Origin of the sequence: Streptomyces sp. NRRL B-3229 (assembly GCF_000719505.1) — a bacterium.
GTDB classification, from domain to species: Bacteria; Actinomycetota; Actinomycetes; order Streptomycetales; family Streptomycetaceae; genus Streptomyces; species Streptomyces griseorubiginosus.
On sequence record NZ_JOGP01000018.1, the window covers coordinates 347515 to 367186 of the forward strand.

Annotated in this window: 19 protein-coding genes and 2 pseudogenes; 16 read left to right on the plus strand and 5 right to left on the minus strand. The window is 71.2% G+C overall.

What is annotated here, in order from left to right; translation table 11 throughout:
* Nucleotides 1-72 precede the first annotated feature (72 nt).
* A complete protein-coding gene (locus IF54_RS0127565; RefSeq protein WP_030323416.1) occupies nt 73-1263 on the plus strand; it encodes an amidohydrolase in 1191 nt (396 codons plus the stop codon).
* A 107-nt stretch (nt 1264-1370) separates the two neighbouring features.
* Here the strand turns inward: IF54_RS0127565 and IF54_RS0127570 are convergent, their stop codons facing one another.
* Genes IF54_RS0127570 through IF54_RS0127580 form a run of 3 tightly spaced genes read right to left on the minus strand, consistent with a single transcriptional unit; the run spans nt 1371 to nt 3066 of the window.
* Nucleotides 1371-2096, minus strand: a complete 726-nt coding sequence (locus IF54_RS0127570; RefSeq protein WP_030323417.1) for a metallophosphoesterase family protein — start codon at nt 2094-2096, stop codon at nt 1371-1373.
* Nucleotides 2093-2365, minus strand: coding sequence for a BON domain-containing protein (locus IF54_RS0127575; protein WP_030323419.1), 273 nt, complete (start codon nt 2363-2365; stop codon nt 2093-2095). The genes IF54_RS0127570 and IF54_RS0127575 overlap by 4 nt, the downstream gene beginning before the upstream one ends.
* On the minus strand, nt 2362-3066 hold the full coding sequence (locus tag IF54_RS0127580; RefSeq protein ID WP_030323421.1) for a nucleotidyltransferase domain-containing protein: 705 nt from the start codon (nt 3064-3066) through the stop codon (nt 2362-2364). The genes IF54_RS0127575 and IF54_RS0127580 overlap by 4 nt, the downstream gene beginning before the upstream one ends.
* Before the next feature lie 252 nt (nt 3067-3318).
* Between IF54_RS0127580 and IF54_RS0127585 the strand changes: the two genes are divergently transcribed.
* Complete coding sequence (locus IF54_RS0127585) at nt 3319-4716, plus strand: helix-turn-helix domain-containing protein (protein ID WP_051735554.1); 1398 nt, start codon at nt 3319-3321, stop codon at nt 4714-4716.
* Between the two features lie 123 nt (nt 4717-4839).
* Here IF54_RS0127585 and IF54_RS0127590 read toward each other — a convergent pair whose 3' ends face one another.
* On the minus strand, nt 4840-5028 hold the full coding sequence (locus IF54_RS0127590) for a hypothetical protein (RefSeq protein WP_030323424.1): 189 nt from the start codon (nt 5026-5028) through the stop codon (nt 4840-4842).
* Nucleotides 5029-5471: 443 nt separating this feature from the next.
* Between IF54_RS0127590 and IF54_RS0127595 the strand changes: the two genes are divergently transcribed.
* From IF54_RS0127595 to IF54_RS0127635, 9 genes are all read left to right on the plus strand, one after another.
* Nucleotides 5472-6173 (plus strand): hypothetical protein, encoded by a 702-nt coding sequence (locus IF54_RS0127595; protein ID WP_030323425.1) that lies wholly within the window; start codon nt 5472-5474, stop codon nt 6171-6173.
* A gap of 1 nt (nt 6174) precedes the next feature.
* On the plus strand, nt 6175-7449 hold the full coding sequence (locus tag IF54_RS0127600; RefSeq protein WP_051735555.1) for an ATP-grasp domain-containing protein: 1275 nt from the start codon (nt 6175-6177) through the stop codon (nt 7447-7449).
* Nucleotides 7442-8725 (plus strand): ATP-grasp domain-containing protein, encoded by a 1284-nt coding sequence (locus tag IF54_RS0127605; protein WP_159002216.1) that lies wholly within the window; start codon nt 7442-7444, stop codon nt 8723-8725. Before IF54_RS0127600 ends, IF54_RS0127605 begins: the two co-directional genes overlap by 8 nt.
* Nucleotides 8722-9921 (plus strand): LLM class flavin-dependent oxidoreductase, encoded by a 1200-nt coding sequence (locus IF54_RS0127610; protein ID WP_063754967.1) that lies wholly within the window; start codon nt 8722-8724, stop codon nt 9919-9921. The genes IF54_RS0127605 and IF54_RS0127610 overlap by 4 nt, the downstream gene beginning before the upstream one ends.
* The gene (locus IF54_RS0127615; RefSeq protein WP_063754969.1) at nt 9921-11210 is read left to right on the plus strand and encodes an MFS transporter; all 1290 of its coding nucleotides are present in this window, start codon (nt 9921-9923) and stop codon (nt 11208-11210) included. Before IF54_RS0127610 ends, IF54_RS0127615 begins: the two co-directional genes overlap by 1 nt.
* On the plus strand, nt 11207-11743 hold the full coding sequence (locus IF54_RS0127620; protein ID WP_030323434.1) for a flavin reductase family protein: 537 nt from the start codon (nt 11207-11209) through the stop codon (nt 11741-11743). The genes IF54_RS0127615 and IF54_RS0127620 overlap by 4 nt, the downstream gene beginning before the upstream one ends.
* Nucleotides 11740-12729, plus strand: a complete 990-nt coding sequence (locus IF54_RS0127625; RefSeq protein ID WP_030323435.1) for a 2-hydroxyacid dehydrogenase — start codon at nt 11740-11742, stop codon at nt 12727-12729. The genes IF54_RS0127620 and IF54_RS0127625 overlap by 4 nt, the downstream gene beginning before the upstream one ends.
* A gap of 270 nt (nt 12730-12999) precedes the next feature.
* Complete coding sequence (locus IF54_RS0127630) at nt 13000-15123, plus strand: DUF1996 domain-containing protein (RefSeq protein ID WP_030323438.1); 2124 nt, start codon at nt 13000-13002, stop codon at nt 15121-15123.
* Nucleotides 15124-15411: 288 nt separating this feature from the next.
* A complete protein-coding gene (locus IF54_RS0127635) occupies nt 15412-16575 on the plus strand; it encodes a serine hydrolase domain-containing protein (protein ID WP_037820617.1) in 1164 nt (387 codons plus the stop codon).
* 54 nt (nt 16576-16629) lie between these two features.
* Here the strand turns inward: IF54_RS0127635 and IF54_RS0127640 are convergent, their stop codons facing one another.
* The gene (locus IF54_RS0127640) at nt 16630-17556 is read right to left on the minus strand and encodes a GNAT family N-acetyltransferase (protein WP_030323442.1); all 927 of its coding nucleotides are present in this window, start codon (nt 17554-17556) and stop codon (nt 16630-16632) included.
* 207 nt (nt 17557-17763) lie between these two features.
* On the opposite strand from IF54_RS0127640, the gene IF54_RS43565 reads away from it, so the two are divergent.
* From IF54_RS43565 to IF54_RS0127660, 5 genes and pseudogenes are all read left to right on the plus strand, one after another.
* Nucleotides 17764-18048 (plus strand): hypothetical protein, encoded by a 285-nt coding sequence (locus IF54_RS43565; protein ID WP_030323444.1) that lies wholly within the window; start codon nt 17764-17766, stop codon nt 18046-18048.
* Nucleotides 17988-18168, plus strand: a pseudogene (locus IF54_RS43570) (DUF742 domain-containing protein); the annotation flags it as partial. The gene IF54_RS43565 and the pseudogene IF54_RS43570, both read left to right, overlap by 61 nt.
* A pseudogene (locus IF54_RS43575) lies at nt 18140-18567 on the plus strand (hypothetical protein). The pseudogenes IF54_RS43570 and IF54_RS43575, both read left to right, overlap by 29 nt.
* 146 nt (nt 18568-18713) lie before the next feature.
* Nucleotides 18714-19142: an OsmC family protein gene (locus tag IF54_RS0127655; protein WP_030323447.1), complete on the plus strand. Its 429-nt coding sequence runs from the start codon at nt 18714-18716 to the stop codon at nt 19140-19142.
* A 20-nt stretch (nt 19143-19162) separates the two neighbouring features.
* Nucleotides 19163-19672: AraC family transcriptional regulator (locus IF54_RS0127660; protein ID WP_030323449.1), on the plus strand; the 510-nt coding region annotated here is incomplete at its 3' end.

The following is a 19672-nucleotide window of genomic DNA, read 5'->3' on the forward strand; positions in this document are numbered from 1 at the left end:
CCGCGACGCGGACGGACGACACCAAAAGGCTGGACCGCGACGCGGACGGACGACACCGAACGGGAGGACGATGTGACCGACGCCGTGGACGAGGTGCTCGCGCGGGTGCACGGGGAGGTGGCGGCACGGGCCGACCGGCTCTGGGACATGGCGCGCATGCTGCACTCCGACCCGGAGTACGCCTTCGAGGAGCACCGGGCGGCGGCGCTGCTGTGCGGAGAGCTCGAATGGGCAGGGTTCGAGGTCCGGCGGGACGTGGCCGGCCTGCCCACCGCGTTCACCGCGCGCTCCGGTACCAGGACCCGCCCGGCCGTTGCCCTGATGCTGGAGTACGACGCCCTTCCCGGCCTCGGTCACGCCTGCGGCCACAACCTGATCGCCGCGGCCGGTCTCGGTGCCGCCCTCGCCGCGCGGGCCGTGCTCGACCGGGACGCGGGCACGGTGTGGGCCATCGGCACCCCGGCCGAGGAGGGCGGCGGAGGCAAGGTCGCCGAGACCGAGGCCGGGGTGTTCGACGACCTCGACGCGGCCCTGATGTTCCATCCCGGCGTGCACAGCTGGCAGTGGGCGCCGCTGACCGCGCAGGCCCAGTACCGGGTCGGCTTCCACGGCCGGGCCGCCCACCCGACCGGCAACCCCACCGAGGGTGTCGACGCCCTCGCCGCGCTCATCCAGCTCTTCAACACCCTGGCCGTGGTGGGACGCAGGCAGCCCGAGGGCTCACACGTCCAGGGCATCGTCACCGACGGCGGCCGGGCCACCAACATCGTGCCCGAGTACGCGGAGGGCCTGTTCGGGCTGCGCGCGCTGACCACCGCCGCACTGGAGGACCTGGCGGGCGAGCTGCTCACCTGCGCCCAGGGCGTCGCCCGGGCGACGGGCACCACGGTCACGGTGGAGCGCGCCACGCCCCGCTACGAGCACTTCCGGGACAGCTCGGTGCTCTCGGCCCGGTTCGCCCGGCACCTGGCGGGCGCGGGCATCGAGATGACCCCGCCCGCACCCGGCGTCTACCTGGGCTCCTCCGACGTCGGCAATGTCAGTGGACGGGTCCCCGCCATCCACCCCTTCGTGGCGATCATGGGGGAGGACGGCTCCGACCACACCCCCGAGTTCGCCGTCGCGGCCGGCTCCGAGCGCGCCCGTCAGGTGATGCTGGCCGCCGCGGAGGCACTGGCCCGCACGGCGGTGGAGGTGCTGCTGCGGCCGGAGTTGCGGGACGCGGCGTGGGAGGGCCATGACCGGGCGAAGGCGCGCAGCTGACGTCGACGTCCTGGGAGGACCACGACCGGGCGACGCCATGCAGCCGACGTCTACGTCCTGCCGGCTCGCGCCAGGGGGCGGCCGTCACGTGGGGGAGTGGCGGCCGGTCAGCTCTCGTGCAGGTGGTAGACGTTGAAGGCCCGCCGGATCACCGGCTGGGCCACGTTCCGCACCCGCACCCCGCCGGCCGTCATCCCGTGCTCGGTGCCCGCGTGGGCATGTCCGTGCACGCTCAGGTCGGCTCCCGCGGTGTCGATCGCCTCGGCCAGCAGGTAGCTGCCGAGGAACGGATAGATCTCCGGCGGCTCACCGGCGAGCGTGTCGGCCACGGGGGAGAAGTGGGTGAGCGCCACCCTGGCCGCGCAGTCCTGCCGGCCCAGTTCCTCCAGCGCGGAGCGCAGCCCGTCCGCGCAACGCCGTGAGTACCGTACGAACTCCTTCATCAGCGGCTCGCCGAACTCACCCGCGCTCCGGCCCACGAACCCGCCGCCGAACCCCTTGGTCCCGGCGACGCCGACCCGGGTGCCGCCGCACTCCACGACGGTGGCCTCGCCCTCCAGCACCCGCACCCCCGCGTCCTCCAGCAGGGCGGCGACCTTCTCGGGCTGCTCGTCGTGGTGGTCGTGGTTGCCGAGGACCGCGACGACCGGCACCGGCAGGTCCCGCACCTCCTGCGCCACCACGCGCGCCTCATCGGGCGTGCCGTGCCGGGTGAGGTCGCCGGCTAGGAGCAGCAGATCGGCACAGTCGGACAGGGTGTCGAAGGCCGGGCGCAGCACGCCCTGGCTCTCCGGGCCCATGTGGATGTCCCCCACGGCGGCGACACGGATCACGGCAGTTCCTCCGCATGATCGGGCGTGGCGGTCTCGGCCACCAGCACGTCGGTGTGCACGGCGAGCCCGGCGAGCTCCTCGCGGACGGTCCGCAGCACGGTTTCCCGGCACTCCGCGGACGGCACGGTCCCGCTGACCACGACCGCCCCCGCCCGCACTTCGGCCCGGACCCCCAGTTCGCCCAGTTCCTCCGCGGCCAGCCGGTCACGGAGGTGGGCGACGCGGTACTCGACGTTCTCGCCGGAGCCCTCCGGCGCGGACCCGCTCATGACCGGCCCTCCTCGCTCCTCGCCGACCCGCCCGTCCCGGAGGCACTCGGTTCGATGACTCCGAGCCGTTCCAGGAAGTAGAAGAACGCGTCCGGCATCGGCGCGTCCCCGCAGCCCCGGCGTACGGCGTCCCAGTCGACCTTCTCCCGCAGAGTGCGGGCGATCGGCAGGACGGCCCCGAAGTCGCAGTGGTGCTCGGAGAACGCGGACAGCAGACTGTGCAGCAGATCGGTGGGGGACAGCACCGGCATGAACACCGAGTCGACGGAGAGTTCGTCGGCCCGCGCCAGCAGCTCCCGGGTGACCGGCTGGTGGGCCAGCTCGAAGATCAGGTCGACCTGCTGTCCCAGGCAGTCGGCCTTCAGCAGCCAGTCCTCCGGAGGCGTGCTTACCTGGAGACCGGCCTCGCGGAGGGTGTCGGCGACGGACCGGGCGTCCTCGGGGAGGATGGCGAAGTCGACGTCGTGCTGGAGGTTCTGGGAGCCGCCGTGCGCGTACACGGCGACACTGCCCGCGAGCGCGAAGGCGTGCCCCTCCCGTTTCAGGATCGCGCCGACCTGCTTGGCCGCCTCCAGGATCGCCTGGTTGCGGTCCACGGGCAGACTCCGGGCGAGTGCCTCACCCGCGGCCTCCCCGGTCGCCAGCCGCAGTCCGGTGACGCCCCCGTGGTGGGCGACGTCGTCGTCGGCGTGCTGCGTCATCAGTGCCCCCTTCCTGACCGGCCCGCACCCGGGGCCGGGACGGGCGGACCGGGTACCCGGGAGGGCGGCTTCGACACGGTGGAGCACGCTCCGTGGCGGGGCGTCCGACCGGGCGTCGGGGTACCGGACGGGCATTGCGGGCGAGTGTTACAGATCGAATCGGCGTCGAGCCTGCTCCACCGGCCAGTTGACTCGAAGGCATGACCCAGTAGTGTGTTCCAAGCGTGTCGTTGTCAGTGGAGGGAGGCAGCGGTGACCAAGTCTGCCGGCACTCTGGGACAGCGCCTGCGCGCCTTGCGGCGCGAGCGGGGTCTGAGTCAGACCGATCTTGCCGGGGGAGCGGTCTCGGCCAGCTACGTGTCGCTGATCGAGTCCGACCGGCGCACGCCGGAGCCGCCGGTGGTCGAGCTGCTGGCCGAACGGCTGGGGACCACCGTCGAGTACCTGTTGACCGGCCGGGACCCCGCCGAGCTCAACGAACGCCGGCTGCGCTTGCGCTTCGCCGAGCTGGCACTCGCCAACGGCGCCGCCCTCGAGGCCAGGGACCGGCTGCTGGAACTGGCCCAGGAGACCGACCCGGAACTGCGCTGGGAGACCCTGTGGGCGCTCACCCGGGCCCAGGAGGCGCTGGGCGAGACCGACCGGACGCTGGACGGGATCGAGCGGCTGATCGACGCCGCGCGGCGCGGTGAGTCCCTGCCTGTCGGGCTGCTTCCGTTGCTCATGCAGCGATGTCGGATCCTCAGCGAGGCCGGTGACTTCGGCCGGAGCATCGAACTGGGCGAACAGGCGCTGCGCGAGGTGCGCGAGCTGGGTCTCGAAGGCACCGACGACGAGATCCGGCTCGCCTCCACCCTGGTCGCCGCCTACTGGGGCAGGGGTGACCTGGCGACCGCGCAACGACTGGTCTCCCGGGTGATCGAGCGGGCCGAGCGCAACGGATCGCGCCGGGCACGCGGCTCCGCGTACTGGAACGCGGCACTGGTCGCCGAGGCCCGCGGCGACCTCGCACTGTCGCTGGAACTGGTGGAGAAGGCCCTCGCCCTGATGGCCGAGGACGACTCCGAGCACAGCCTGGCCCGGCTGCGCCTGACCTACGCCTGGCTGCTGCTGCGCGCCGAACCGCCGGAGCTGGCGCAGGCGCGACTCCTGCTGAACCAGGCGTACGACGTCCTGGTGCGGGTGTCGGACACCGGTGACCTCGCCGGCTGTGAGACGGAACTGGCCCGCCTGGAACTGCTGTCGGGTCGCCCGGCGGAAGCCATCGGCCTCGCGCTGCGCGCCATGGGACGACTGGAGACCCGCAAGGCGGTCGAAGCGGGCCGCGCCCGCTGGGTGCTCGGCCTGGCGATGGTGTCGGACGGCCGTGCCACCGCCGGGATCGAGGAGTGCTGGACGGCTGCCGAGGAACTCCAGTCACTGGGAGCAGGCCTGGAGGCGGCCCAGGCCTGGCGTGAGGTCGCCGAGTTGCAGGCCCGGCACATCGGCGCTGAGCAGGCACTGGAGGCGTACCGACGGATGGCGGACTGCGCCCGGGTCAGGCCCCCGAGTCCGCTGCCGGACCCACCGGCCGGGAAGGCCCGCGAGTCGAGGTCCGAGAGAGCCGCGGCCGACGGCCTCACGGCGGTCCGCACCAAGGACCGCCGCTAAGGACCGCCGTTCAGGACCGCCGTCAAGGATGATCGCTTGAGGACCGCCGCCAGGGTGGTCGCTCAAGGGTCGCCGCCCGGGTGGTCGCTTGGGCCGCCGACCGCGCGAGGTGTGGGTCGCGGCTCAGCCCCGCGGGAATGCCTGTTCCACGCTCTTGCAGCACGGGCCCGGCCCGTCCGCCTTCGCCTCGACGACGGTTGTCGTGACGGTCGAGCCCGCCGGCCGGCCTGCGGCCGTGACGGAAGCCGGCAGCGCCGCCAGCGTGGCGATGGCGAGCATCGCCACCAGGTGTCCCGCGTGTGTCCTCGTCATGTCATGTCCTCCCCCGGTGCGGGCCGATCGTGGCCCTGTGCTGAACGTCAGTGACAATCGCGCAGTCAAGACGCGCTGTCAACTCCACCCGATCACGCTTCACGAGCAGTTCACACCGCTGTGCGCTTTTGGCGCTTGCTATGCCTCTGAACTGGTGGTTTAACAAGGTGGACGAGCAAGAAGGCGGACGCGAGCCGTCCACTTACATGATCTCCACGCAGCGATCAGTGAGTCGAGAAATTCCTTGACTGGTCTCTCGCGGGCTGTGTACGGTCGGGACGAAGTCAGCGCGATGCTGCGATCGCCACGACTCATGTGCCTGTGATTGCAATACGGGGGAGGCACTGCACCTTCGATCCATGGGTGTGCTCTGCCTGACCTCCCTTTCACGTCGTCGGCGGCAACGCGGCGAATGTCCAGTGAAGAAGGGTTGTCACAACACCATGTCCAAGCTTGACCGAGCGCGTCTCGAAGCGCTGGCCGCGGAACTCCTGGAGAAGCAGTTCGATCGCGTACCCAAGCTGCGCGAGCTGCACCGCGGGGAGTGGATCGACCGTGACTACTACGTCCGGCACATCACCGAAACGGTTCTGCGGATCCGCCTGAACAACGAGGTCGACAGCTACGCCCTCTACAAGGTCGGCTCCCAGGACGACAACCTGGCCGCCAAGCTCGCCCGCTACCTCGCCGAGGAGTTCGGGCACGAGAACATGTTCACCAAGGACCTGAAGAAGTTCGGTCTGACCATCGACGAGCTCAACGCCACCCCGGTGTTCCCGTCCACCGCCAAGCTCATGGGCTACCTGCGCCTGGAGGCCGACCGGTCCGGCCCGGCGCCCACCACGATCTGGGACTGGTTCGTCGAGTGGTACTCCGACCGCTACAACCCGGTCATCACCGCGAAGGCGGAGCAGGAGTTCGGCAAGGAGTACGTGCACGGCACCCAGGCGCACCTCGCCTTCGACGAGGACCACGACCACGACGAGCTGATGTTCCGCACGGTCTCGCGCGCCGTGGAGAAGTTCAGCTCTCCCGAGCAGGCCGAGGTCTACCTGACCGTCTTCATCGACCTCATCGGCGACTACTTCAACGAGCTGTACGAGTCCACGGTCGGGGCGCGCGAAGCAGTGCCGGCCGGAGTCTGACATGACGACCGACCTCCGCGACACGCGAGACGGCCGGGTGCTGGTGGTCGAGCCGATCTCGTCCGGGACGGCGCTGCTGAGCGCCGCCCGGGACCTGGGGCTCGAGACCGTGGTCGCGTCCTTCGACGCCGACGACCGCCGTCTGCCGGACCGTGTCCGGCAGGACATCGACACCCTGGTCACCGTCGACACCAACGACGAGACCGCCCTCACGCGGGCCGCGATCCGGCTGCACGAGGACGGCGGCCTGCTCGGTGTCCTGCCGGGCTTCGAGTTCTACGTCCCCGCGGTCGCCCGGCTCGCCGCCCGGCTGGGGCTGGCCGGAGTCGCGGAGGACTCGGTCGAGCAGGTCCGTGACAAGAGCGCGATGCGGCGGCGGATCGAGTCCGCCGGGCTCCGGGTGCCCCGGTGGGCCGCGGCCTCCTCCGCCGCCGAACTCGACGCCGCCGCCGACCACGCGGGTTTTCCCTGCGTGCTCAAACCCACCGACTCGGCCGGCAGTGTCCACGTCAGCCGTGCCGACACCCGCGCCGAACTCCACCGGGCGTACCGTCTCCTGACCGCGGACTCCCGCCCGGACCTCGGGCGCAGACTCGACGGCCGGGTACTGGTCGAGGAGTACATCGACGGACCCGAGGTGTCCGTCGAGGGCTGTGTGGGCGCCGGCGGCGAGGTGGCCATCGTGGCCGTCACCCGCAAACTCCTCGGTCCCGAACCGTACTTCGTGGAGCTGGGCCACATCGTCCAGGCCGGGCTGAGCACCACCGAGCTGGACGCCGTAGAGGCGTACGTCACCCGGGCGGTAGCCTCACTCGGGGTACGGGTCGGGCCGTTCCACTGCGAACTGCGGCTGCCCGGCGGGGAACCCGTCCTCATCGAACTCGGCGCCCGCATGGGCGGCGACCACATACCCGACCTGGTCCGGCTGGCGACCGGCGTGTCGCTGCCCCACCTCTCGGTAGCGGCCCACACCGGTCTGCCCCTGGACCCGGCCCGAGTGCCGACCGGTGTCCCGGCGGCGCCGCACGCCAAGCACGCCGCCATCCGCTTCTTCACCGCGCCCGGCCTCTCCCGCTACCGCGCCGTCTCGGGCCTCGCGGACCTGCGGACCCGGCCCGAGGTGCTGGACGTCGAGCTGTACCTGGCGCCGGGTGAACCGATCGAGCCCGCGCACGACTTCCGCTGCCGGATCGGGCACGCCGTCTACACCACCGACTCGTACGCCGACGCCGTCGAGTTCGGGCACCTCATAGACCGTGGAGTGAGCTTTGAGTAACACCGCATCCCAGCCCGTGTCCGATCCCCTGCCGTTGCTCCTGGTCATCAACCGGTACGACGACGAGTTCGGCGAGTACCACCGCTTCGTGCCGGACGGCACCCACCGGCTGGCCTACCTCACCACCGAGGACGGGCTGCCGCCGCTGGACCGCGACACGGCAGTGGCGACGGTCGTCGTACCCGACCTGGCGTACGACACCCTGCTGCCACACGCCCGGCGCATCGCCGAGGCGCACGGACCGCTCGCCGGCATCGTCGGCGTCTCCGAGTTCGACCTGCTCACCGCCGCCGGACTGCGTGCCGCCCTCGGCGTCCCCGGCTGGAGCACGGCCTACGTCACCCGCTTCCGCGACAAGACCGTCATGAAGCGCTGGATCGGCTATGCGGGCATCCGCGTCCCCCGCTACCTCGGACTCGGCGCCGGCGCCACCACCGGGACGGTCCTGGCCCCCGACACGGGACTGCACGGTCTGCCGATCGTCCTCAAGCCGCGCGACGGCGCCGCCTCAAAGGGGGTCAGGCTCGTGCGCAGCGAGGCAGAACTCGCCGCCGCGCTGCGGGAGATCGGCCCCGAGGCCCTTCAGGGGTACGAGGCCGAGGAGTACGTCGAGGGCCGGATCCACCACGTGGACGGCATCCGCAGCGGCGGCCGCTTCCACTTCGTCACCGCCTCGGAGTACGTCAACACCTGCCTGGACTTCAACGGCGGCGCCCCTCTCGGCTCCGTGCTGCTCGACCGCGGCCCACTCCGCGACCAGCTCACCGGCTTCGCCGCCGACTGCCTGGACGCCCTGGAGTTGTGGGACGGCCCCTTCCACCTGGAACTGATCCTCACCGGGACCGGCGAGCCGGTGTTCCTGGAGGTCGGTCTGCGGCCCGGCGGCGCCGGCGTGCCCTTCCTGCACCGCGACCTGTTCGGCATCGACCTGTACTGCGAGGCCGTGCGCACCACGATCGGCCTGCCGCCCCTCACCGACGAGGCCGTGCTCAGTGGCACCGAGGCCTCCGGCGGATGGCTCGTCTTCCCCGAGCCGCAGACGCTGCCGGCCCGGGTCACCGCCCGCGACTCCCTGGTCGGCGTGGTCCCCGAGGTGTACGCCGAGGCGCTGCCCGCGAACGGCCACGTGTTCGACGGTGAAGGCGGCTACGACCACGCCGGTGGCCGTTTCCTGCTGCGCGGCACGAGCCAGGCCGCCGTACGCCGGGCCGTCCAGGAGGCCATCGGCCGCTACCGGTTGGTGGCCGAACCCGTCGCGGTGGAGGTCGGTGCGTGAGCGAGCTGCGATTCCACTGGGGCTCCGCGCTGGACGACGGCCAGGAGAAGACCGCCCAGAAGTACGCCTCCGAGGTCCTGGACCTCGACGGCGCCATCGACTTCACCCGGGAGGCCGACGAACTCGGCGTCGACTCCCTGCTGATGGCGCAGAGCTTCGACCTCCCGGACCCGCTGCCGATCATCGGCACCTTCATGCGCGAGACCCAGCGACTGAAGTTCATCCTTGCCTACCGGCCGGGCCTGCTCTCGCCGACCCTCTTCACCCAGGTCGTCAACACCCTGTCCTGGATGTCAGGCGGCCGCATCTCGCTCAACATGATCGCGGGAATCTCCCCGGCCGAGCAGGCGTACTACGGGGACTTCCTGCCCCACGACGAACGCTACGCCCGCGCCGCCGAGTTCCTGGACATCGCCCACCGCTTCTGGCGCGACCCGGCCACCCCCTTCGACTTCGAAGGCGCCCACTACCGGGTCGAGCAGGCCCAGTTGGGCCTCGGCTTCCACGGCGGGGGCCGACCCGAGATCTACGTCAGCGGCGCCTCGGCCGTCGCCCAGGCCAATGCCGTCCGCTACGGGGACTGCTGGTTCCGGTACGCCGACGTCCCCGCCGCCATCGCGAAGTCCGCCGAGCCCGTCCTCGCGCAGGGCTGCCGGGTCGGTCTGCGCATGCAGGTGCTCGCCCGCGAGACCCGCGAGGAGGCCCTGACCGACCTGGCCGCCGTCGTCGCGGGCGGCGACGAGAAGCACCGTCAGTGGGTCGCCGAGTTCGTGGAGCAGGGCGACTCCCAGGCAGTGAAGAACTCCTTCCGGCTGGCCGAGGAGGCCGGCCACGGCTGGCTCGACCCGGTGCTGTACTCGGGCGTCGTGGCCTACCGCGGGGGGCCCGCGCTGTGTCTGACCGGGAGCTACGAGGAGGTCGCCGAGGCACTCCTCGCGTACAAGGCCGCGGGCGTGAGCGAGTTCATCCTCTCCGGCTGGCCCGCCCGGGACGAGATGCGGCGCTTCTTCACCCGGGTCCTGCCGCTGGTGCGTGCCCTCGAACGCCGGGAGGGGCCCGAGCGGCAGGAGGCTTCCGATCAGCGGGAGGCGCCCGAGCGGCAGGAGCCTTCCGATCAGCGGGAGCCTTCCGATCGGCGGGAGGCTTCCGAGCGGCGGGAGACGGCCGGAGCCGCGCCGGAAGGGCAGAGGGTCTGATGGCAGGCGAACGGGCCCGGCGCACGCTCTTCTCCGGTGGCGTCCTGATCGGGCTCATGGCGCAGCAGATCGTACTGTTCGCCGTACCGCTGATCATCTACCGGGAGACCGGCGGGGTCGCGGCACTGGGTCTGGCCTACGCCCTGGAATGGCTGCCCAACCTGGTGGCCTACCCCTTCGCCGGGGTGCTCGCCGACCGCGACGGCGGGGTCCGGCTGTTCTCCCGCGCGAACCTCGCCCGGGCCACGCTGCTCGGTGCCGCCGTGGTGCTCTGCCTGACCCTGCCCGGCTGGTCCACACCGGTGCTGCTGGTCAACGGCGCCCTGCTCTCCACGCTGATGGCCGGCGTCCACATGTCCGTGGAGAAGGTCGTCCCGCAGATCGCGGAGGGCGAGAACCTGGTGAAGACGCAGTCCCTGGTGCAGAACATGGAACTGCTCGCCATGGCGCTCGGTCCGGGCCTCGCGGTGGTCGCCGTCCTCGTCCTGGGAAAGGTGGGCCTGCTGGGCCTGGCCGGCGCCATGTTCGCCACTGCCGCGGCCTGCTGGCTGCCGCTGCCCCGGAACCGGCCCGAGCCGGCCGTGCGAGCGAATGCCGAACCGATCGGCGCCCTGCGGGACTCGGTCCGTGAGATCCGCCAGGGCTGGCGGCTGCTGTGGGCCAACCGGCCCGTGCTGACGCTCGCCGGCTTCAACTTCCTGATCAACCTGGTGGCTTCGGTGGCACTGGCCACCAACGTCGCCGTCGTCACCGGGGTGTTCAAGGCCCCCGAGTCGACCTTCGCCCTCCTCAACACCTGTGTCGGCGTCATGGGCCTGGTCAACCTCCTGATCATCCCGCTGCTGCTGCGCCGGTTCCAGGTCGGCGCACTGGGCGTGATCGGCTTCACCGGACTGTGCGGCGCGCTGCTGCTCCTCGGGTTCGCGTCGTCGCTCGCCGTCTACGCGGTGGCGTTCGTCGGGATGTGGGTGGCCGCCGCGTACTTCAACGTCTACAACCGCACCCAGCGCGTGAAGGCCATTCCCCGTGAGCACCTGGGCAAGGTCACCGGCTCCTTCTTCATCATCAACGACCTGTCCTTCCCGCTCGCCGGAGCCGTTGTCGCGATCGTCGGCGACTCGATCGGGCCGCAGCGGCTCACTGCCCTGCTGACCCTGCCGCTGGCGCTGTTCGGGGTGGTGTTCCTGCCGCTGACCATCCGCGGTTTCCAGCGTGCCCTGGCCGACCCCCCGACCGGCGCGGAGCCGGCGGCGGCCACCGGCACGGCCCTGACCGGAGGGCAGACGTGAGCGCCCCGGCCCGTCACCCGGCGGCGCAGCTGGACGCCGACATGTTCCGCGAGGCCATGTCCTTGCTGCCCACAGCGGTGTCCGTCGTCACCACCACCGACAGTCACGGGCACCGCTGGGGCTTCACCGCGGGCTCCGTCGTCTCCGTCTCGCTCGACCCGCCGCTGCTGCTGGTCGGCGTCGACAACGGATCCAGCTGCCTGGACGCCATGACCGGCTCCCACGAGTTCGCCGTCAATGTCCTCGGGGAGCGGCACCGCGACCTCGCCGCGCTCTTCGCCCGGTCCGGCGCCGACCGCTTCGACGGCACGGCCGCCGACGCGTTCGGGCCCTGGCCCGGCTCCCAGGACGGGCCCCCGCTGCTGGCGGGCGCCAACGCTGCCTACCGGTGCACCACCGTCGAGAGCGTGCCGGCGGGCGACCACCACCTCGTCATCGGCCGGCTGACCGGACTCGTCACCCGCGAACAGGCCGAGCCGCCCCTCGTCTGGTACCGCAGAGCCTTCGTGACCACGGGAGAACTCCAGCAGTGAACTCATCCGCCCGAGGCCCGCGCCGTGTCGTCATCACCGGCGCCCCCTTCCCCGAGCCCTCGGTCCGCGCGCTGCACGAGGCCGGCTTCGACGTCACCGCGGCCCCAGGCGATCTCGACGAGGAGGGGGTGATCAAGGCCCTCGACGGCGCCTGGGGCTATGTGCTCGGCGGCAGCGAGCGGCTGTCCGCCGAAGCCTGGGAGCGACTGCCGGACCTGGCCGTCGCCTGTTTCCTCGGCACCGGTTACGCCTCCTTCATGGAACTGCCGGCGCATCCCTCGCCCCTCCACTTCGCCAACACCCCGCACGCCAACGCGGTCGCGGTCGCCGAGATGTCCCTCGCCCACATCCTCGACCTCGTCCGGGCCGTCACCCGCACCGGCACCGAGGTCGCCGCCGGGCGGTGGAGCGAGCGGGCCACCCCCTCCCTGGCCGGTGCCCGTCTGGGCATCGCCGGCATGGGCCACATCGGCCGCGAACTGGCCCGGATGGCGCACGCCGCCTTCGGCACGGAGATCCTCTACTGGAACCGGACGTCCAGGCCCGAGCTGGCGGCCCTGCCCTACAAGGCGGTCGACTCCCTCGTCGACCTGTTCCGCTCGGCCGACGTGGTGAGCCTCAACTTCGCCCACGAGCCCGGCGTGAACGACGGGGTCGTCACCTTCGAGCACCTGGAGGCGCTGGGTCCCTCGGGCCATCTCGTCAACTGCTCGCGCGCCGAACTGGTCGACCCGGCCGCCCTGCGGTCCGCGCTGGCCGAGGGCACCATCGCGGGCGCGTCCATCGACGGCTACTACACCGAGCCCACCCCGGCCCCCGCGGACGACCCGCACGGCCTGCTCGCCTTCGCCCCGACCCGTCTCCTGGTCACCCCGCACAGCGGCTTCCACAGCACCCAGGCGATGGCCCGGATGGCCGAGATGGCGGTGGAGAACCTGCTCGCGGTGGGGCGGGGGGAGAACCCGCCGTACACCGTGACGGGGTGACGGGGTGACAGACCGCCACGGAGCGGACTCGGCGCTGGAGTCGATCCTGTGGCGGCCTCAAAAGGTCCACGACGGTTGGTGGAATCCGATGTTCCGTATGAGAGTGCTGTGAATTTCCGATGCGGTTGAACACGGGGGGCTCGGCGTCCGTATGGGGCGGGGGATTTGCATGCCCGGAGAGCCGAGACGCGCAGGAGTACATCCGTGGGACGCAGCAATCGCAGACGACCGACAGGCGCACGACGTGCGACGTTCGCCGCAGTGGCGCTGATGCTCGGGGGTGGTGGGCTGGTCGCGGCGAACGTGTACGCCTCCGCCACGGAGAGCGGCACACCGCAGCAGACGTCGTGGGGAGCCGTCACGATCGACTGCCCGGACGTCGGGGACACGCTCACCAACGTGCCCGACGGCTCGCGGGCGGACGTCGACCAGGAACTCGCCCGGCTGGACCAGCAGATAGCGGAGGCATACCAGCAACTCCAGGACCCGTCGATCCAGGACCGCGACGCCGCGCAGAGCCGTATCGTCGATCCGCTCCAGCAGAACCGCGCCGCCACCATCGAGCGCATCGGCGCCGCGTTGCAGCGCTCGGGTGAACAGCCCGAGGGACTCGGCGACATGGCCGGCTGCACCCTGCGCCAGACCGACAACCAGAACGGTGGCGGTCAGGGCGGCCAGCAGGGAGAGGGCCAGAACCAGCAGGGCCAGGGCGACCAGCAGGGCGGCGGTCAGGACCAAGGCGGTCAGGGCCAGGACGGTCAGCAGCAGGGCGGCCAGCAGGGCGGTCAGCAGCAGGGCAACGGCGGTCAGGCCGGCAACGGTCCCGTGGCCGCGGACTACGCCGACATCAACAGCGCACCCCCCGCCGCGCAGGCGCCGCCGGCTCAGGGCGACGCCTCCCGCGGCACCTTCGTCACCAGCTGCGGTGTCAACGCGAACGGTCTGTTCAACTCGGACAACGTCATCGTCGCCCCGGGTGTCTCCAACGGCGCCCACCACTTCCACGACTACGTCGGCAACCAGTCGAACACCGCCTTCGCCAGCGACCAGGACCTGGCGAACGCCCAGACGAGCTGCGTGGACCAGGGCGACAAGTCCACCTACTACTGGCCGGTGATCCGGCTCCAGAACGGCACGCAGGAACAGGACGCCGCCAAGCCCGGCGGCGGCATCGAGGGCAACGCCGGCAAGATCGTCACGCCCAGGGAAGTCACGCTGACGTTCGTCGGCAACCCCCGCAGCAAGGTCACCGCCATGCCGCGGCTGCTGCGCATCATCACGGGTGACGCCAAGGCCTTCGTCAACGGCCCCGCCAACGCCAACGCGTCCTGGAGCTGCACCGGGTTCGAGGACCGGCAGCTGAAGGACAAGTACCCGCTGTGCCCGCAGGGCAGCGACGTGGTGCGCACCTTCAAGTTCCAGAGCTGCTGGGACGGCCGCAACATCGACAGCGCCAACCACCGCACCCACGTGGCGTTCGCCCAGAACGACGGCACCTGCCCGAACGGCTTCAAGGCGATTCCCCAGCTGGTCCAGCGGATCGTCTACGACGTCGACGCGCCGAGCCTGAACGACGGCGGCCGCACGACCCCGCTGTTCGCGGTCGACTCCTTCCCCGAGCAGCTGCACAAGCCCGTCACCGACCACGGCGACTTCATCAACGTCTTCGACGAGAACCTGATGAACGAGATGGTCGGCTGCATCAACGACGGCCGCCAGTGCGGCGTGGGCACGGGCCAGGACGACCCGGGCAACGGGGACAACGGCAACAACAACGGCGGGAACGGCGGCGACAACGGCGCCGGCGGCCAGAACGGCGGCGGCCAGAACGGTGGCGGCCAGAACGGTGGCGGCCAGAACGGTGGCGGCCAGAACGGCGGAGACACCGGCAACGGCTCCGACCCGACGCCCGGCAACGGCAACGACGGCGGCAACGGCAACGACGGCGGCAACGGCAACGACGGCGGCAACGGCAACGGCAACGGTGCCGAGGAGAACCCCGGAAACGGCGGCGATCCCCAGCAGCAGCCTGCACCGGCCACCGAGGCCCCGACCGGCGACCAGACCACCGCCCCCGCCGACAACCAACCGAAGACCTACAGGTCACCCACCGCCCACAGCACGTCGGCACCCGAGACCACGAACGCCAACGGCTCCGACGACGGGCAGACGAACCAGCCGGACCAGCCGAACCAGCCCGCCCCCCAGGACGACACCGCGACCACCGCGCCCGCAGCCGTCGCCCAGCCCCCCGTGGCCGCGCAGCCGGCGCCGCAGGGCAACCAGGGCAGTCTCGCCGAGACCGGCACCCAGCTGTGGCCGGGCGCAATCGGCGCGATCCTGCTGATCGCCGGATTCGTCCTCCTGCGACGCACCAGCCGCCGCTCGATGTGACACGAGGGTGGGTCCCCGCCACGCGTTCCAGTGGCGGGGGCCCACTCGTGCGATGGCACAAAAAGAGTCGGCGCGGTCCTCCCGCAGGCTCCCGACGAGACGTCGGTGTACACGCAAACTAAGCTGAGGAACGAGCGACCGCTGAACACCGCAGACCCCCGCGGGGCGAATTCACGGCACCTCTAGGTGCCCCTGCCCATGGTCCGTATGCAGCAGTACCGGAAGCACGGGAACGCCCCTCCCGGTGAGGCTTGACGGGCCATGCCGTCCCCTCCCCAGGGAGCCCCCATGTCTGCACGCCGAACCCGTCTGCGAGCGGGGTCCGTCCTCGCGGTCTGCCTCACCGCACTCACCCCGACGATGGCCGGTGCCGCCACCGACCCGCCCGACCGGCACGAGCTTCAGCGTCAGCTCGACGAGTTCGTGCGGAGCCCGGGCGGCCCACCCGGAGCCATCGCCGTCCTGCGGACCGAGAACGGCACGCGGGTGGTACGCGCCGGAGTCGCCGACATCCGCACCGGCCGCGCACCCCGGCCCGACGACCACATGCGCATCGCGAGCACGGCCAAGGCCTTCAGCGGGGCGGTGGCCCTCACCCTCGTCGACCACCGCGTCCTGCGTCTCGACGACACCCTGCACAAGTGGCTTCCCCAACTCCCCGATGCCTGGGGCAAGGTGACCCTTCGGCAACTCCTCAACCACACCAGTGGTCTGCCCGACTACTCCCGCAGCGACGGCTTCGTCGCCGCGCTGCGGGCAGATCCGCGCCACCGGTTCGACTCCCGGCGCCTGCTCGACTACGTCGCCGACCAGCCCCTGCTCTTCACGCCGGGCAGCGAGTACCGCTACTCGAACTCGGACAACATCGCCGTGGCGCTCATGGCGGAGGCGGCGACCCGGACGACGTACGAACAACTCCTGCACAGACTGGTCGACCGGCCCCTCGGACTGCAATCGACCAGCCTCCCGCAGGGCTACCGGATGCCGAGTCCCTATCTGCACGGCTACGACGTGGACCCGCCCGCGGCCCCGCAGGACGTCAGCGAGGTCATCGGGATGTCGGGTGTCTGGGCCTCCGGAGGGATCGTGTCCACACCGGCCGACATGACCCGCTTCATCCGTGGCTACGCGAGCGGACGGCTCTACGGCGGCAAGGTCGTCGAGCAGCAGCGGCAGTGGATCGAGGGCTCCTCCGAGCCCGCCGGGCCCGGCCGCAACTCCGCGGGTCTGGCCGTCTTCCGCTACCAGACGCGGTGCGGTGTCGTCCTGGGGCACACCGGCAACACGCTGGGCTACACCCAGTTGATCGCGGCCACCCCCGACGGCCGCCGTTCCCTGACGTTCTCGGTCACGTCACAGGTCACCCAGTCCACCGACGCCGCGCGGCTGAAGAAGATGCGCGCCCTTGAGGAGAATTTCGTCTGCGCGTTGCTGCGTGGCAAGGGTGCATGACTGTTCCGTGGGAATGCGCCGCCTGACTGGGAGGTCACCGCGCGTCGACGGGGATCACTCCACCACCGTTTCCCAGGTGTCGACGGCGTAATGGACCGACATTCCGTTGCGCGCGTACAACTCGGGCGCGCCGGTGGCGTTCTCGGTGTCCACGCCGAGCCCCACCGTGCCGCGCCCCCGGGCCGCGAAGGCGGCGAAGGCATGGCGCAGCAGCAGACCGCCGAGACCCCGGCCGCGGGCCTCGCGGATGACGGCGAGAGTGCGGATCCAGCCCATGGCCTCACGGTCGTCGCGGGCGATCAGGAAGCCGACGTCCCCGAGGTCCTCGGTGGAGACGAGCCACACCAGGGACCAGTCGATGCGGTCGGCCTGGATGTCGTGCAGCCACTGCTCGTACGAGCGGGGCTGGAAGTCGAAGTGCTCGGCGAAGCCGACCTGGTGGAGGGCGTGGACCTGCTGCCGGTCCGCCTCGTCGGCACAGGACCGCACCCGCACGCCGGCCGGCGGCTCGGGCGGCAGGTCCGCGTCGGCTCGCAGCGGCCGCTCCAGCACGTGATACCGCCGTACGGGCTTCCAGCCCCGGTCCCGTATCAGTGCGAGGTCGGTCGTGGGCGCCGAGTTGAGATGCAGATGGATCACGGCCCGCGAGGCACCGTTGGCCCGTGCCTTCTCCAGCGCTCTCGTCTCCAGTGCCTCCAGGAGCAGCTCACCGGCCTTCTGGTGGTCGGGCAGGACGTAGTGGTCGGCGTCGATGCGCTCGCCCTTGGAGTCGTCCCACACCAGGGCGTACGCCACGAGCCGTGAGCCGTCGAAGGCCAGCCAGGAGTCGCGGTCGAGGTCGATCTCGGGGTGCCCGAGGTCGCCCTCCACCGTGGGCAGGTCGGTCTCGGGCCGCCCGATCTCGATGCGGTCGATCTCGTTCAGCAGCTCGGTGACGGCCGGCGCGTCGGTGAGCGCGGCAGCGCGCAGGAGGTAGGACATGGGCCCAAGCGTCCGGACCGGGACCCGCCGCCGCAAACGAGTTTTGCCGCGGGGCCTTCGTGGAGACACGTCAAGTGTGACGTCTGCTACGCCTGTTGACACTGAGGTCAACTGATAAGATCATCGCACTTTTCAGTGGGCTGATGACGCGTCATACGCGCGGTGCGCGGTCAGTCTCCCGACGCGAGGCGACTTGAAAAGAGTCTCATGACGTCATTGTTCGAAGATCCACCCCTGTGGATCCTGCTCGTGGCAGTCGTCGCCGCGGTCGTCGCAGTGATGCGCGCACGGAGAACCGACATCCAGCTCGGGACGAGCTGCGCGTGGATGAGTTCGCGGCACGCCGCGGGCCCGGAAGAAGTGCGCATGGACGCCGAGTCGGTGACCAAGGCCACCCTGAAGCCGGCCGACGGCACCCTCGCCGCTCTTCGTCGGTCGCCGAGGTTACCGGGCACCTGGGACTGCCCGTCGGCGTGGCCCGACCGCTGCTGACCGACCCGTGCAAGCAGGGGCAGCTCCTGTGCCGCGCTGAACCGGCCCCGCCCAGCACGTCCCCCGCGAGCGACACTCGAGAAGGTTCTGCATGGACTCGAAACCCTCACCATCGGCTGACTCCGGGGCGAACGGCTCCATCTACGTGTCCGCCGACGTGATCACCGCTGCGAAGATCCTGGTGGTCGGGCATTTCGCCGTGGGCAAGACGACCTTCATCGGGTCGCTGTCGGAGATCACTCCGCTGCGCACCGAGGGCTCGGCGCCCTGCTCCTGGTCGACCCCTCGCGCCTTGAGGAGACGTTCCCGGTCATCGACCTGATCGACGAGTACGGCCTCGAGTACGCGGTCGCCGTCAACACCTTCTCGCAGGCCGGCCACTTCGAGGAGGAGGAGATCCGCGAGGCTCTCGACCTGCTCCCGGACACCCCCGTCACCTACTGCGACGCCCGCGACCAGCGGTCCTCCGCCCGGGCCCTGATCGCCCTCGTACGCCACCTGCTCGACCGCGCCGCCTGAACCACCGCGCGGCCTGAACCATCGCCCCTGGACCGTACCTTCCGGGCCCCCGGGGGGACATGGACGGTCACGGGGCGGCCGCGACGGGTGCGGCTGAAACCCCGCACCTCCGGGACCGCGGAGCACCCGGCGCTAATGTCCTCGGTATGAGCGAAAACTCCCAGCGGTCCGTCACCGTCGAGCGCGCCGGGGCCGGGCACTACGTCGCCACCAACGCACGCGGCGGCACGATCGCCTTCGGTACCGGTTCCGAGGACGAGTTCACCCCGGTCGAACTGCTGCTCGCCGCGCTCGGCGGCTGTACGGCCGTGGACGTCGACCTCGCCACCAGCCGTCACGCCGAACCCGCCACCTTCACCGTCGAGGTGACGGGCAACAAGGTCGACGACGAGCTCGGCAACCGGCTGACCGACCTCGCGGTCACCTTCACCGTCGCCTTCCCGGACGGCGAGGGCGCCGAGCGGGCCCGCGCGATCCTGCCCCGCGCGGTGAAGACCTCCCACGACCGGCTCTGCACGGTCAGCCGCACGGTCGAGATCGGCACGCCCGTCACCGCCACGGTCCAGGACGCCTGACCGCTGCGTACCCTGTCCCCGTGCCCGCCTCCCGTCTCCGTCGTGTCGCCGTGCTCGTCCTCGAAGGCGCGAAGCCCCTGGACGTCGGGATTCCCGCACAGGTGTTCACCACGCGCGGGAGCATGCCGTACGAGGTTCGGCTGTGCGGTGCGGCCCCCGGCCTGGTGAGCGGCGGGGACGGGCTGTCGTACCACGTCGCCCACGGGCTGGACACGCTCGGCTGGGCGGACATCGTGTTCATCCCCGGCTACCGGTTCCCGGACCGCGAGGACCCGCCACCGGCCGTCGTCGAGGCCCTGGTCGCCGCCCACGGCCGGGGCGCACGGCTGGCCGCCATCTCCACGGGCGCCTTCGCGCTGGCCGCGACCGGTCTCCTCGACGGCAGACGGGCCACGACCCACTGGCACTACACGAGAGCACTCGCGGCGAAACACCCCCACGTGCGGGTCGACGAGAACGTCCTCTTCGTCGACGAGGGCAGCGTCCTGACCTCGGCCGGCGCCGCCTCCGGCATCGACCTGTGCCTGCAC

Bases quoted from the DNA above. Each gene is read 5' to 3' on its own strand.
- IF54_RS0127575 (WP_030323419.1), bottom strand. From the start codon at position 2,365: ATGAGCGGGTCCGCGCCGGAGGGCTCCGGCGAGAACGTCGAGTACCGC.
- IF54_RS0127580 (WP_030323421.1), bottom strand. From the start codon at position 3,066: ATGACGCAGCACGCCGACGACGACGTCGCCCACCACGGGGGCGTCACC.
- IF54_RS0127590 (WP_030323424.1), bottom strand. From the start codon at position 5,028: ATGACGAGGACACACGCGGGACACCTGGTGGCGATGCTCGCCATCGCC.
- IF54_RS0127595 (WP_030323425.1), top strand. From the start codon at position 5,472: ATGTCCAAGCTTGACCGAGCGCGTCTCGAAGCGCTGGCCGCGGAACTC.
- IF54_RS0127600 (WP_051735555.1), top strand. From the start codon at position 6,175: ATGACGACCGACCTCCGCGACACGCGAGACGGCCGGGTGCTGGTGGTC.
- IF54_RS0127615 (WP_063754969.1), top strand. From the start codon at position 9,921: ATGGCAGGCGAACGGGCCCGGCGCACGCTCTTCTCCGGTGGCGTCCTG.
- IF54_RS0127630 (WP_030323438.1), top strand. From the start codon at position 13,000: ATGCTCGGGGGTGGTGGGCTGGTCGCGGCGAACGTGTACGCCTCCGCC.
- IF54_RS0127635 (WP_037820617.1), top strand. From the start codon at position 15,412: ATGTCTGCACGCCGAACCCGTCTGCGAGCGGGGTCCGTCCTCGCGGTC.
- IF54_RS0127640 (WP_030323442.1), bottom strand. From the start codon at position 17,556: ATGTCCTACCTCCTGCGCGCTGCCGCGCTCACCGACGCGCCGGCCGTC.
- IF54_RS43565 (WP_030323444.1), top strand. From the start codon at position 17,764: ATGACGTCATTGTTCGAAGATCCACCCCTGTGGATCCTGCTCGTGGCA.
- IF54_RS0127655 (WP_030323447.1), top strand. From the start codon at position 18,714: ATGAGCGAAAACTCCCAGCGGTCCGTCACCGTCGAGCGCGCCGGGGCC.